Below are 14,061 nucleotides of genomic sequence, written 5' to 3'. Positions count from 1 at the left end.
ACTGTGGCACCCCACTCTCCGCCAAACAAAAAATGCTACCCATTTCGGGTAGCATTTTTTGTTTTAAAGCAAGTTCTGCGCGCCTTCGCGCAAGGCTTGGTTTAAAACAAAAAATGTCATTGAGCGCAGCGAAAAGCATTTTTGGTTGAAGCCTCCCCCAAAAGGGATCAGCGAGAGTAACGAGCTAATCCACATTGGAGAATGGACTCGTACTTAAATTCTATGGAAACGCAGAGAATTATAACAACAATTATCTAAAGTTATTAACTGCTCTTTCAGGATAGGATTAGTTAAGTCATAAAAATGATCATTTAATTTTTATACTTTTTACTAGATCTATAATCAAAAGAATTCTATTCCTTAAGCTATAAATTTGATCTTTCATAATCAGACTTTTTCAATTCACAGAAGAGATATAGTTATTAAAATCATCTTTTACTCGTTATAATAGTTTAAAAATCAAGGAAAACCGTAATTTCAGTAACTATTTTTATCTTATCATTGCAATAAAATATTCTCTTCATTATTGCACAATCACGTAATAATTATCGAATATCAACCTACACGAGGTGCTACTAACGATACTATTAACCAAACAAATATAATAATGAAAGTATTATCAATTGATTTCGAAAACTGCTTTGGCATTGGAAAGTTAAATCATGAGTTTGACTTTAACAACTCAAATTCTTACTTAATATATGCACCGAATGGTACTATGAAAACTTCATTTGCCAAAACGTTAGATTTAATTGCTAAAAATGACAAAAAAAACCAACCAAAAGACCACATACATAACAAAAAATCCAAATTCAAAGTTTTATCAGATGGAGTTGAAATCAATCCCAATACAATTTTAATTATAAATGCAGAAGATAATTCCTTCGATGCAACAAATAAAATAACATCATTCATTGCAAGTAAAGAACTAAAAGAACGATATGACGCGATCTATGCAGAATTAAACAATGCTAAAAATGAACTTATAAAAAAACTTAAGGCGATTTCCCAAAGCTCAGACTGCGAAGGAGAGTATATTGGGACATTTGAAGAAGACAAAAACAGTAACTTCTTTGGAATTTTATCCAACCACATTCATGAATTAAAAGATGACATTGACAAAATTTCATTTAAATATAATAGTGTATTCGACACTAAAGGGAATGTGAAAGTTTTCCTATCTAAAAATGAAGATCTGCTTGATAACTATATTAAGGATTACAATGAAATAATATCCAATTCAAAACTTTTCAAATTGACAGGTAGCAATACTTTCGGAACTTACCAAGTTAATGAAATATTAAAGTCTATCGAAGATAATTCTTACTTTGAAGCAGGACATAAGTTCGTTTTAGAAGACGGTACGGAAATCAAAAATTCCACAGAATTAAAAAAGTTATTTCAAGATGAGGTTGAAAAGATTTTGGCTGATAAAAAACTTAAAGAATCATTTGATAAGGTTGATAAGGCAATTGGGGCAAATACTGAATTAAGAGCCTTTAAAAAGGTAATTGAAAAAGACAATTCCCTCTTGGTCAATTTAAAAGACTATAACGAATTTAAAAAGAAGGTCTGGACAAGTTTTCTCTCAGAGATCAAAGATGAGGCCAAAACCTTAGCTGAACTATATGAAAGACAAAAGAAAGAACTAGAGGCAATCATAAGGGAAGCTAAAAAAGAAGCCTCACTTTGGGATGAAATTACAAGAAAATTCAATGCACGTTTCTACATTCCTTTTGAAGTAAAAATAGTGAACCAACATGATGTTATTCTTAAACAAGAAACTGCAAGCCTACAATTTATCTATAAGGACAAAGAGGAAGCTCCTGCTGTACAAACTAAAGAAAATCTATTAAAGATATTAAGCAAAGGTGAACAAAGAGCATATTTTATTTTACAATTCTTATTCGAGATTGAATCAAGACAACTTAGTGATGAAACTACACTCTTAATTTTTGACGATATAGCTGATTCATTTGACTATAAAAATAAGTATGCTATAATTGAATATATTCAAGATTTGCATCTTTCCAATAAGTTTAAATCCCTGATATTAACACACAACTTCGACTTTTACAGAACTCTTGCCTCAAGACTTGCATTATACAAGCATACACTTATGGCAACTAGGGACAACAACAGATGCATACAGTTAAAAGAAGGATTATACATGAGAGATCTTTTTAAAGAATATTTAAAGAACCACGAAGAACCGAAAGTTTTCATTAGTTTAATCTCATTTGTAAGAAACTTGATTGAATACACGGACTCATCAATGTCAGCTGACTGTATTAAACTAACCGGCTGCTTGCACCAAAAAGAAAATTCTGAAGCTATCACTATAAATGAAGTTTTTGATGTTTTTAAAAGTAGGATTACGAAGCTCAAAGATAAAGTAATAGATTTCAATGGCAATGAAAAAATCATAGATTTCATATTTTCAACCGCCGATCACATAGAAAATGAAAAAAATATAAACGAAATCTTATTGGAAAATAAAATTACACTGGCAGTTGCATGTAGATTAAAAACTGAACAATATTTAATAAAGTCTTTACCAGAAGTTGATTTGGCCAAAATCAAGGCAAATCAGACAAAAGAATTATCAACCAAATACAAAACAAAATATGTAGACAGTAAGAATTTAGAAATTATAGATAAAGTAAATTTAATGACACCTGAAAATATCCATATTAACGCTTTTATGTATGAACCACTCATTGATATGTCAGTTTATCATTTAATAGATTTATATAAGCAAACAAAAGGCTTAAATTAGAATCAATATTCCAACATTAAGAGATAAACTTCTAGTTAAATAACCTATCTTTGTATAACTAAACAATTCATAATTATTTAAGTAAATGCTTTTATTAACTTAAATTATTATATTATGAAAAAGTGTTTAGTATGTACTAGTATCAGACCAGTGTTTGTAAGAGCCTATACCAGAATGCGCCTCGGCCGTCTAGAAAAAGTGATTCAACATTGTAGGTCTACAAGGGGCTAGTACTGATTATTTTAGATAAGCAGGGTTTAATTACCCTGCTTTCTTTTATAAAAAATTATATATTTTGGTTTCATTATATACACAAATTAATTTGTTGTAATCGGTAAATAGCAATGCACAGAAAATGGCAAATAAGAATGCACAACTTTTGGCAACAATAGTGCACAGTTTTACAAAAGTATATATCCCAGTTTAAGTTTCAAAAATAGTTTTTCTATTCTCCATTCTGTAGCTTTTTCCAGCGAGGTTAATGACTTCACATCTGAAGAGTAAGCGATCAAGTAATGCGGTTGCCAGCACTTCGTCATCAAGCATTTTAGCCCAATCTGCAGGCATCTTATTGGTGGTAATAATAAATGAAGTATTCTCATACAATTGATTGATAAAGTTGAACAGATTAATTGCCTGGGCTTTTTCTACCGGAAAGAGCATAATATCATCAATGATAATTAGATTGGCCTTGGCGAGCCTCTTATAATCTGCCATTGCAGCTCTGGAAAAGTCCTTCATGCGAAGTATATTCAGGATATCATCCATTGTTCTGAAATAAGCTTTATAGCCTTTTTCTATTGCCTGTGCACAAAGTCCGGCTGCAAAAAAAGTCTTTCCTACCCCTGAAGGGCCGAGCAACATAATATTATAGATTTGATCCAGCCAGTCCATTTCCTTCAACGTATTTATTTTTTGCAGAGAGAGCCCGTTTTGATCCCGTATTTCATATTGGTCAAGGCTGCATTTCGCGGGCAATTGCGCAGTTTTAAGTAATCTTTCTTTGGCCTGCTGCTCTCTGTGCAGGGATTCCTGTTCAAAAAGCTCAATTAGAAAACCCATGTAACTGAGTTGCTTGTTTTCGGCTATTTTAACCATCTGTTCTATTTTTACGGCCATTCCTGTAATCTTATACTGGCGGCAGTATTGATCAATCTGTTGTTTTTGGTTCATATGATTAATTAAGTTGATTCAGGATTTGCTGATAGTCATCAATTCTACTTACCTGGGGCTGTAGCAAAGCTTGCGGTGGATAAGACCCGTTCAAGGGGTTTAACCCTGTTGGGGTGACTGCTACCGGGATGGCCTGTTGCTTAAACTTTGAGATCAGTGCCTTAAAGTCATTGGCACTGTTTACGCCTTGCTGCAGGCAGAAGAGTAATCCTTTTTCAATCAGCTGATGGTCGTTACTGGTAATGACCTCACGGAGCAGGATCAACTGATCACGCAGATACCGGGGCTTATCAGCGCGAATGGCGCTAATGAAGCGGCGCAAATTATCTCCGTCACTGATCAGCTTACAGACTTCAGCCGTCATTTCTGCCAGGGCTGCACTTTTATCCCTTTTGTGATCAGTATTGATGATCTTTAGGCCAATCCCTTCAGCGACCGCGTGCCTGCATAATTCTCTCTGACCTGGTCCACAGATAACCAGATATCCATTTTCAAAACTAACAGCTATCTGACTTCCCCGGCCGGTATAGGTTCCAAGGGGCAATGAATAAAGATTACTTTTCCAGGAAATCATGTTATCTTTTCTCACTGAATATAATACCGGAGCTGGCCCGGTATCAGCGATAGGCTCAAAAGGCCTGAGAAAGTCCTGTTCAATCTGCCACTCATTCAAAGGGGATTTCTTAGTCAGGGCATGATCCAGTCTGTTGGCAGTGCGTTCCAGCCATTTTAATCCATCTTCATTTAGTGTTTCCAGGTCGTGGAAGGCGCGGTTATAAAGGAAGTTCTGTTTAATATACTTCACCACGTTCTCTATCTTGCCTTTACTTTCAGGATCTGCTTTTCTGCACATATGGACTTTAAACTTCCGGTCGCGCACATATGCTTTGAATTGCGCAGTCAGGATCAGTTCTCCATGGTTCTCATTGCTGATAAATACTTTATCCTGGTCGTAAACCAAAGTATCAGGTATGCCTTTGATATACTTAAAGGCACTTTCATGCGCAGTAATGGCGGTACTACTGGTGAATGGTTTACAGCTGAAACAAACGTATTTGAACCGGGAACGGGACAGCACAAGCGTGAAGAAATAGATCTTTACACGTTTTCCATCACCAGAACGCATATTATATTCTCCAAAATCTATCTGGCCCTGCATTCCATAAGCAGCGTCTTCAACTGCAGAATAATCCCGCAAGGGGCGCTCAAAAGGCAGGTGATGCTGATGACGAACCCACTTTACAAAATTGAAAATAGTTTTCTGGTTAACCTGTGGAAACTCGGCATGATGTTCTTTTAACCAATCATGCATCTGAGCGGCAGAGGTATCGCGGTACAGTTCCAGCCGCTCACGAACGAAAGTTTCGTAGGGTAAAAGCAGCTTTCCCCGCGTACTTTGGGACTTCAGGAAGGATTCAAATTCCTCATCCTCCATATCCAGATACTTTTTTACTGTCCGGCGATTGCAACCCAGGGCTTTGCTAATCTGAGAAATCGAACGACCGTCAAGGTGCATTCGTTTAATATCATAATACATCATAAATTTGCGTAAGAATGCGTTCATCTTCATTAGTTTTCGTAGACCAATGAAGTTCGTATTTAAACGGCGGGGTATAAAAACTCCGTCGTTTTTTTGTGCACTCTTGTTGCCATTTTCTGTGTATTCCTATTTGCCGATTTCTGTGCAGTTTTAATTACCGACTACAACTAGACGCTATGATTTGGATGTTGGATCGCCACCTTAAGATTGTAAGTATTAAAACGATTATTGTATTGATCAAACTGGCAAATGAGCTGATAATTTTTATAAAGCATTTGGCACTTCTTGCCCTTGATGATTGCATTAGCTAGTCCAGCAGGTACAGAATCTCCGGGAAATATCTTATCAAATAGTAAGGTAAAATAGTTTGCAAATACTTCGTGACCATTTCCTTTTTTACTAAGATCAAAAACTTTTAGAATCATTTCCAATTGAGTAACAATGGTTTTATTCCCTGTAACCTCATAAACAAGGTCATTAGCAAAATAATCATCTGAAAGGCGGAGAGGCGCTGATGTAGCACTCCAAGAATTATCATAATGATTTACATACTGACCTGTGGGCAGGGAATGTTCTTTCATATAGTTTTTAGATATATAGGGTGACCATCCACTATCTGCAAGAACAGCAGGCGGGTTTTCTTCCGCCTTTTGGAGCTCTTTAACGTCCTTTATCGATTTCAAAACGTCCTGCCTCGTTTCAGGTCGACGCATTAAAAACTGTTGTTCCCATCTTTTAATCCCCTTAAGGTTGAAGAAGAAATTCAGCAACAAGATCCATTTAGTATGCATCAAAAGATCTGGATGTTTCATTCTACTGTTAATTGTTAGAAAAATCTCTTCAAACCTCATATACACTACCAGCAGATACAAAAATGGAATCAACATCAATGTAAACTCTAGAGATAAAGCAAATTGTTCAAAATAAGCAAATGTCCAATACTGTAAAAAATGGTCATAAAGGTGGATTCCCACGGCGAAAAGCATGAATATAAAAATTAGTTTATTTATGCTTTTAAATATCTTATGAACTTTTACTTGTTCCGGTTTATGACTAAATACAATCAAACCTTGCAATAATAACAAAAATGCACCTATTAGTAATTCAATCCATAGAACAAAAGTATGCAACCCCAAAATAAATTCTAGAAAGATCGTTACTTGGATAAGTTCAAATAAAGTGGTTTTGAAATACATCTTTACATTGGATGCTGTACAAGCCTTATACATAGTTGGCAATGCAGCGAAAATCATCCAAACTATTGTGTCTTTTAGAAGACTAAAGTCCCACATTCCAATTTTCACAAGCAACATAACACAAAAAGTCGTATAAACAATTGTAAGCAAATAAATGATTAAGATGTGTTTGGTAAACAGTGCAGCTAGAATTGGTTTTATGTCTTTCTGAATTCCTTTATGGAAACATGTAAAAATAAAGAATAAGGCACCTAATAGGATATAGGCAATTTCTCTGGTATTGAATATTTCGGAGAGGGTCATTTACAAATATACGCATCCCGCTTAAAACACATTTGTACAAAGGCAAAGACATGAAGTTGACATTACAATTAATAGTATAAACACCCAGATATTTACAGACCAACTATATTTCTATAAAATGAGTATTTCAAATAGACTATAAGTATCTTAAAACCAATAAGAAAGATCATTAAAATCAGTTATAAATGAATATATGCTAATATTGCATTATTAAAGCTCATATACATAGCCCGCAATAACATCAGCCAGAAATGGACTATGTACTTAATTAATTGGAGAATAACTGCTAAGAAGCTTGTAATTTGATTTCCTAATCGAATGATATTTTTTTGAATTAAAATGAACGAAGCATCAATCCTTATGGATCAATGCCCTGACAAAGTTTATTTTGCATACCCAAACAATATCTGTAAATCTCATAAATAAAGTTCATTTCACTACTTAAAGCTTAGAGAAGATCGGTTACTCAATCTTTAAAAAGGGTTCTTCATAAATATCTTTACCTATACCTTTTTCTTGAAGCTTTGCGTGGTTCAAAATCAGACCGTCATAACCAATCATTTTCATAAAAATTGCGTTAATTAAAGTAAGTAGCCTTAAGGATATTTCAAAACTATCCATGCTCACTGGGCGACCTTTTTTAGGATTTAGATTAATATTGCCGTGCAAAAAATCATTTCTGAATTCAATAACTTCTTCAGCTAGCTTATCAATAGGAATCTTTAAATAATTAAATGGAAATTTTAGCTTTTCTCGGTTTGTAGGAGAATTCAACGTTTCTAATTTTCTATTTAATACAGTGAAATTTTTAATATGTGGGTCCTGTTGATAATTTTTTAGTACATCTTTAAGATCAGCTATAATTCTTGAAGACAGTTGTTTATCGTCTATTGGAGCAATCCTAAAACTATATTTATTATAAAAATACTCTGAAATTCCTTCAAGAACAACTGATAAACCAGCAGGCATTAACAACATTGAACTTGAAACCGACTCAACTAGTAATAACAACATAGCCTTAATATCAGGAATATCATGAATTAGGTTACATAATAAAGAGAAATGTTCAATTCCTAGTTCGCGAATTCTACCATAATATTCATCAGCAGACTTTGCAGGCAATCTCCAAGCATGAGAATTTGCGTTCACCGGAGCATAAATGGAGTAAATACTATTTCTCATTGTCTTGAAAGAAAAATTAAAATCACCAATCAATTCGGAATCATTGTAGTAAAAGAAATATTCTTCATCTTGTGGTAGGTAACCTGTAATGTATCCAATGCCAACTAAAACTGACCAACTGAGTTCAGAAAAAATATCTTTTGTCATTGCTTCTATTCCGTCTATCACCAAAAAGTCTTTTTCGTAGATAAAAACATGTATTTGGGAATAATTCGGAATTTTTATCCTTAGCAATCCCCGTATAATACTTTCTTCAGTTTCATAATCTTCAAAAGAATCTGACAGAATATTATTAAAACTTAAGCTACGCTTCAATGGAATAATAGTTCTGCAATATGGCAGGTGTTGTTCAAAACCATTGATCTCAAACTCGAAAATTTTAACGGTAAGAGAATTACCTCCTCTAGAACAAAACTCCCTAGATCTTTCAAAAAAATTGGTCAATGTAATTTCATAGTCCTGGAATTGAAATTTTAGGTTATTCATATCTCCAAGTTTAAATCGGTTACTAGAGTTTATATTTAGCAAGAAATCCTTTGTACCCTTTTCAAGTGAACCCGAAAAAAAATCCTCATTATATTTGAAAGTTACCGAGTTTGACTTATCTAGTGATTTGATTAACCTAAGTTCTTGTTTAAGAGATTTAAAATTTCCCATGATTATTTCTTTTCTTGTGAGGTAGCTTAATATTCCTCACAAATCTTTAGCTCTTCAGTATATTAAAAATAGTCTCTACTTCATTATCTCCCTTTGGAACTATTTTATATGAAAATTTCGATATCTTATGAAGTTACTTATCCTCATAATCAAGCTTTTAAAGCTATTTTTTCAAGAATAGCTAACATTTATCTTCAATTTACAATAACTACTTCTAAACCTAAAGACTAATAAGACCTAAATATTTAAAAGCCTATCAGGCATCCCTACTCACGCAAAAACATCAAAGCAGATTCATTATCAATCGGCTTCCAATTAATAAGTTTAATATGCTTATTATCTCCTTCTTCATTATCGTTTATTATTTCAATATTAATGCTTTTCAACTGATCTGCTTTTTTATCATTGAACATTTCAGAAAAGGGTTTAATGTCCCCATTACTTGAAACATAAGTAGGATTACTAATAGCATAATCCTTCGTCTTAAGGAATTCCATAAATTTATAAACCAGCTCTTTCTCTTCTTCTTTACTCTTGGCCTTTTTAATATGATTCCATTGATCATTAAAAATTTTATTCATATTTTTTTTACTTGAAATAGAGCTCTCCCCTTTTTGAACACAAGAAGCTGTGAAAAACAAAACAATTATATAAGTGATTACTGTCTTCATTTTAATTAATTTTTTTTTCTCTTAATACTTTTTGCATCCATTGTATAAACACAGAACGATGTCTTAATCTAACAACCTCACCCACATTCATTATAGAATCAAAGTCATTAACAAATGCTCCTGGCTTATATTCATCATCCAATCCAAGCATATGCCCAAATTCGTGAACCGCTCCTCTTTGTTGTTTATTCTTCTTTTTTTTGACAAAATCAAAATCATTAGAATCTAGTTTACCAGTTCTTAAACTAGATGTTATAGAACTTTGATTCCATATACCCTTATTAAATTTTTTGACACTTAAAGTCCAATGATTGTTTTGAAAATATGACTCCTGTCTACTGAAAGAGAACCTGAAATCTAAAGAAATTATCTTTTTACTATTCAATCTGTAAAGTGTCTCATTACCATATAGACCCCATTTCCTATTTATTTTCTCTTTAAAATCCTTTTCGAATAAATCTTTATCAATAAATTTCCAAGGTTCAGCACTATCGCTATATATTATTCTAATTCTCATATAAATAATTAGAACATAATTACCGCTTGAATTTTGAACAAAAAGCATGTCAAATGAAGGTGTAACTCTACTATTGTATGCTACGTCATTCGCAGACGGAGGATTTTCCATGGAAGAAATTAACCTCTCTCCGTATTTTAATATTTCCCATGTATTAATCATATAGTAAATATAATTATTCCTTAGCTAAATCTAGTATTTAGTTTTAAAGTATAAGAAACACTAAACAATCAAATCTTAGTGTTTAAATAGTTCCCATTTAAAGCCAAAAAAGAAAATGTGGAATTTGGGAGCTGCTATATTTGATTAGACAGTAAATTAAGAGTCTTATACATCTTATGCTCTGCCCAAATGTAGCAACTCAATCCTATGACATTTACATTAAATTGTAGATGTGCTTATTTTGTAATCTACAATTTAACAGAAAATCTAAGCCCATTAAATTACAACCAACCAGGCTGCAACAAAAGACGTTTCTCCATAACCAATCCACTTTGAGAAACCGAAAGTGATAATAATAATCATCAAGAATCATCTCCATAGTTAACCTCGTCCGATGATTTGTGAAATTTATCCAATTCAGCATTGCGTAAAGGCTCTTAGTTGTTTGAAAATCATTCCCTTTGGGTGGTCTTATTTTCTTGATATCAGCAATATTATTAGCAACCCGCTCTTGGAAGTGATTTCTCACATTGTCTGATATTTGTGGAGAATCCAGCAACCTGACAATTGTTTGTGCAAAGAATTCAATACTCTTCATTTCCGATACTTTAAGCCCAGTTAAATCACTGCTTCCTAATATCCGAAGTACCGTTTCATGAAAAACACATATATCATTGTAATTGTATTTAGCATTGATTGAATCAATTGCTTTTAGCTCATTAACAGAGCCCGGCTTATTTAACTTTTTCATACTCGTTTTGATTTTAAAATTTAAATGAATCTTTAAAAATTGAGCATCGCTGATTACAAAAACTTAAACCAGGCATCTCATTACAAAACCCAACTTTTCATTATTAATATTTTTAACCAACTATTTATCTATAAATTCATAAGTATCCCTTAGCTGATCCACAAAACAGCTGAAATAAGCCTCATAATGAACTTTAAGAAATAACATGCGATAGTTTGTTTCACCAAATAAAGCCAGGATTTCACAATCCATAAGAGAGTTTAGCAAGTGCATTTTCCTGGGATTCATACATGATGCTACAAAAAAAGAGGCATTGAAATAAGAAGGTAATCCATACAACTTACTACCTATCCTAAAACGAAGTTCAAGTTTATAGTAATCTGATTTCTCTTTCCACAAAAAACATAATTCAGCCTCTTCATTGCTAAATGTACAAGGTGACATACCCGATTTTACAGGTTTTCCTTTGATGTTTCTCATACCATAAGTAAAGTGATAATGCGTATATCGCCTACTCTGTAACAATGGAAACGCTTCATGCCATAAGGCAAAAACCTTACTAAAATTAGCCTTATTTAGTCTCTTGATTTCAACTCTCCTACTTTCGCTATCCTTCTGTTTTGGATATTGAACAGGTGATAATTCTCTCATTAAAAAGCAAATATCTTTTAAAGCTTGCTGTTCAGCAGTAAGCTCCTGATCTGGTAAATCCTCTGGTTTTAAAATATAGCTATTAAACCATTTTACAGATATTTTATCCTTACTTGGAATCCCAGTATAAGATATTAGAGATGGAACGTGATTCGTATGCCACATGGAACTACGCGTATCTAGTAAGTGACCTCCTCCCACAAAAGCGGACTTTTATAAAGTAGAGATTTTCGGTGTCAAAAAGATAAAATACTTAAATTGACATGATTAAAAAATCAAAGTTTACCGAGGCGCAGATCACCTTTGCCCTGCGTCAATCCGAGACGGGTACACGTGTAGAAGAAATCTGTCGGCAGATGGGTGTTTCGCAAGCTACGTTTTTCAATTGGAAGAAAAAATACGGTGGTTTAGGAATTCCTGAATTAAGAAAATTAATAAAACTTGAAGAGGAAAACGTTCAGCTCAAAAAACTGGTTGCTGATCTCAGTTTGGATAAGCAAATGCTTCAGGATGTGATAAAAAAAAGTTGTAAAATCACCCTATAAGAAAGAAATGGCGAACTGGATGGTTAGTAATTACCGGATATCGGTACAAAGGGCCTGCTGCTGTGTACGGCTGCCGAAATCTATGTATTATTATATCCATCATCGCCGGGATGAAAGCCTGCTGAAAATGCGGATAAATGAAATCGCGCAGACGCGTATTAGATATGGCTTTGAGCGGATTTTCGTTTTATTGCGACGGGAAGGTTTTGTTGACTATCACAAAAGGGTTTACCGCATTTATAAAGCCTGTGGCCTGAACCTGCGTACCAAACGGCCCAGACGTAGTAGAAGTGCAGCACATCGTCTGGAACGGCTGGAGACTCAAGCAATAAATAAGGTATGGAGCATGGATTTTGTGCAGGATGCTTTGTTCAACGGGGAGCGTTTCAGGATCTTAACTATAGTGGATAACTGTAGTAAAATATGCCATGGATTGCTGGTCGGAAAATCACTCAAAGGGTTAGATGTTGTGGGCGAATTGACTAGGGCATGTCTGGTAGAAGGCTGCTTTCCTGAAAGGATTCAGTGCGATAACGGGAGTGAATTTATATCCAGAGATGTAGAAATGTGGGCATACCAGAACCAGGTAACCCTTGACTTTTCAAGGCCTGGGAAACCCACTGATAATCCGTACGTCGAATCTTTTAATGGCAAATTTAGAGATGAATGCTTGTCAGTAAATTGGTTTCTTTCACTGGAAGATGCCAGAGAAAAAATTGAGAATTTCAGATGGGAGTATAACCACTACAGACCACATAGCAGCCTTAATGATCTGACTCCCAAAGAATTTGTTAACTTGCAGGTAAAAACATCGAAAACTCCACTTTTGACAGTCTGAATAACAGGGAGGAGGTCAATTATATCTAATGGTCTAAAAACAATAAACCTTATTAAAGGAAAATCAACAAAGGAACAGTTATAACATGAAAAAAGCATCATTAATGATCATATCATCTTGTCTTATAATACTAATCTACTCATGCGGATCAAATATAGAAGGCAAAGATCAAAAAAATAAGTTAACTATGAATGATTCATCTGTAGTTACAGGCGCTCCTGATAAAGAATTAAAATTTATAACAATAATCGACAGTAATTCTTACAAATCAAGTATATCTAACAATGAATTTGACAAGAAACAAAAAGTAAATGCATTATATCTTGAATTCAGATCTTATGTAAAAACAATATTAAATGATCGATTCGATAAATGGACTGCTAAAGTGACTAAAATTGAAAATGGCGACGATGAACATCGAGGAGTAATTCTTTCTTTCAATATTTATAACAATGAACAAACCGATAAATCAGTACAATTTAATTGTTTTGTACCCATTAATGAAAATAAACTTACTACTGAAATTAGAGAACTAAGCATAGGTGATAAAGTTATTATATCAGGAAAATTTGAATATAGTAATGAATTATTGTTGAAAATGCAATCAACAAAAGATGACAACTCATTTTCTGAAATATTTACTTCACCTGAATTTTTCATACTTCTAACCCAAATTAAGAAAAGTTGAGTTAGGCTATTATATATAATAATTATCAAAGAGCTTTTTTGAGTTAACAAAAACTAGATTGCAATTACAGCAAGGCTAGAAATATAGAAGTAAGTAAACCAACCTATATTAAAAGGTGCTTTATTCTCTTATTGTCAATTATTTATGTATATTACAATATACAAGGAATAGCGATTATGTGTTGTTTTGTAGGTGCCCCGATTAGGTGCCCTAAGAGCAAAAAAGATATGGAATACGGGTTATAGAGTGTATTAAGTCGATTATGGTCGATCCCCCACTCTCCGCCAAACAAAAATGCTACCCGATAGGGTGGCATTTTTTGTTGAAGCCTCCCCCAAAAGGGATCAGCGAGAGTAACGAGCTAATCCATATTGGAGGATAGACCGTAAAGAGGACTCATAGATAAAC

At 33.8% G+C, this 14,061-nt stretch carries 11 protein-coding genes; 3 read left to right on the top strand and 8 right to left on the bottom strand.

The window, feature by feature from the left end; all coding sequences use genetic code 11:
* Window positions 1-607: 607 nt before the first annotated feature.
* Window positions 608-2,779, top strand: coding sequence for a hypothetical protein (locus AB3G38_RS03440; RefSeq protein ID WP_367867101.1), 2,172 nt, complete (start codon window positions 608-610; stop codon window positions 2,777-2,779).
* Window positions 2,780-3,202: 423 nt separating this feature from the next.
* Here AB3G38_RS03440 and istB read toward each other — a convergent pair whose 3' ends face one another.
* The 8 genes from istB to AB3G38_RS03400 form a co-directional block, all read right to left on the bottom strand.
* Window positions 3,203-3,952: an IS21-like element helper ATPase IstB gene (gene istB / locus AB3G38_RS03435; protein ID WP_367866589.1), complete on the bottom strand. Its 750-nt coding sequence runs from the start codon at window positions 3,950-3,952 to the stop codon at window positions 3,203-3,205.
* Between the two features lie 4 nt (window positions 3,953-3,956).
* Window positions 3,957-5,516, bottom strand: a complete 1,560-nt coding sequence (istA, locus tag AB3G38_RS03430) for an IS21 family transposase (protein WP_367867100.1) — start codon at window positions 5,514-5,516, stop codon at window positions 3,957-3,959.
* Between the two features lie 143 nt (window positions 5,517-5,659).
* The gene (locus AB3G38_RS03425) at window positions 5,660-6,991 is read right to left on the bottom strand and encodes a hypothetical protein (protein WP_367867099.1); all 1,332 of its coding nucleotides are present in this window, start codon (window positions 6,989-6,991) and stop codon (window positions 5,660-5,662) included.
* A 462-nt stretch (window positions 6,992-7,453) separates the two neighbouring features.
* Complete coding sequence (locus AB3G38_RS03420) at window positions 7,454-8,830, bottom strand: hypothetical protein (RefSeq protein ID WP_367867098.1); 1,377 nt, start codon at window positions 8,828-8,830, stop codon at window positions 7,454-7,456.
* A gap of 266 nt (window positions 8,831-9,096) precedes the next feature.
* On the bottom strand, window positions 9,097-9,501 hold the full coding sequence (locus tag AB3G38_RS03415) for a hypothetical protein (RefSeq protein ID WP_367867097.1): 405 nt from the start codon (window positions 9,499-9,501) through the stop codon (window positions 9,097-9,099).
* A gap of 1 nt (window position 9,502) precedes the next feature.
* Window positions 9,503-10,180 (bottom strand): hypothetical protein, encoded by a 678-nt coding sequence (locus tag AB3G38_RS03410; protein ID WP_367867096.1) that lies wholly within the window; start codon window positions 10,178-10,180, stop codon window positions 9,503-9,505.
* A 214-nt stretch (window positions 10,181-10,394) separates the two neighbouring features.
* Window positions 10,395-10,931: a hypothetical protein gene (locus tag AB3G38_RS03405; RefSeq protein ID WP_367867095.1), complete on the bottom strand. Its 537-nt coding sequence runs from the start codon at window positions 10,929-10,931 to the stop codon at window positions 10,395-10,397.
* 120 nt (window positions 10,932-11,051) lie between these two features.
* The gene (locus tag AB3G38_RS03400) at window positions 11,052-11,747 is read right to left on the bottom strand and encodes a hypothetical protein (protein WP_367867094.1); all 696 of its coding nucleotides are present in this window, start codon (window positions 11,745-11,747) and stop codon (window positions 11,052-11,054) included.
* Between the two features lie 101 nt (window positions 11,748-11,848).
* Between AB3G38_RS03400 and AB3G38_RS03395 the strand changes: the two genes are divergently transcribed.
* Together AB3G38_RS03395 and AB3G38_RS03390 are read left to right on the top strand one after the other, a co-directional pair.
* Window positions 11,849-12,965 (top strand): IS3 family transposase gene (locus AB3G38_RS03395; protein ID WP_367868746.1). Its coding sequence is split into 2 segments (ribosomal slippage): window positions 11,849-12,102 and window positions 12,101-12,965, totalling 1,119 coding nucleotides; the frame shifts between segments, so codons are not numbered across the junction.
* A gap of 85 nt (window positions 12,966-13,050) precedes the next feature.
* Window positions 13,051-13,653: a hypothetical protein gene (locus AB3G38_RS03390; protein ID WP_367867093.1), complete on the top strand. Its 603-nt coding sequence runs from the start codon at window positions 13,051-13,053 to the stop codon at window positions 13,651-13,653.
* Window positions 13,654-14,061: the final 408 nt, after the last annotated feature.

The sequence above is a fragment of the Pedobacter sp. WC2423 genome, from assembly GCF_040822065.1.
GTDB lineage: Bacteria > Bacteroidota > Bacteroidia > Sphingobacteriales > Sphingobacteriaceae > Pedobacter.
The sequence above is the reverse complement of the archived record's forward strand: the minus strand, read 5'-3'. Positions and strand labels throughout refer to the sequence as shown.

What these genes read in the sequence shown, in the direction of transcription:
- istB (WP_367866589.1), bottom strand. Translation starts at nt 3,952, where the DNA reads ATGAACCAAAAACAACAGATTGATCAATACTGCCGCCAGTATAAGATT.
- AB3G38_RS03390 (WP_367867093.1), top strand. Translation starts at nt 13,051, where the DNA reads ATGAAAAAAGCATCATTAATGATCATATCATCTTGTCTTATAATACTA.
- AB3G38_RS03415 (WP_367867097.1), bottom strand. Translation starts at nt 9,501, where the DNA reads ATGAAGACAGTAATCACTTATATAATTGTTTTGTTTTTCACAGCTTCT.
- AB3G38_RS03440 (WP_367867101.1), top strand. Translation starts at nt 608, where the DNA reads ATGAAAGTATTATCAATTGATTTCGAAAACTGCTTTGGCATTGGAAAG.
- AB3G38_RS03405 (WP_367867095.1), bottom strand. Translation starts at nt 10,931, where the DNA reads ATGAAAAAGTTAAATAAGCCGGGCTCTGTTAATGAGCTAAAAGCAATT.
- istA (WP_367867100.1), bottom strand. Translation starts at nt 5,516, where the DNA reads ATGAACGCATTCTTACGCAAATTTATGATGTATTATGATATTAAACGA.
- AB3G38_RS03410 (WP_367867096.1), bottom strand. Translation starts at nt 10,180, where the DNA reads ATGATTAATACATGGGAAATATTAAAATACGGAGAGAGGTTAATTTCT.
- AB3G38_RS03420 (WP_367867098.1), bottom strand. Translation starts at nt 8,830, where the DNA reads ATGGGAAATTTTAAATCTCTTAAACAAGAACTTAGGTTAATCAAATCA.
- AB3G38_RS03425 (WP_367867099.1), bottom strand. Translation starts at nt 6,991, where the DNA reads ATGACCCTCTCCGAAATATTCAATACCAGAGAAATTGCCTATATCCTA.
- AB3G38_RS03400 (WP_367867094.1), bottom strand. Translation starts at nt 11,747, where the DNA reads ATGTGGCATACGAATCACGTTCCATCTCTAATATCTTATACTGGGATT.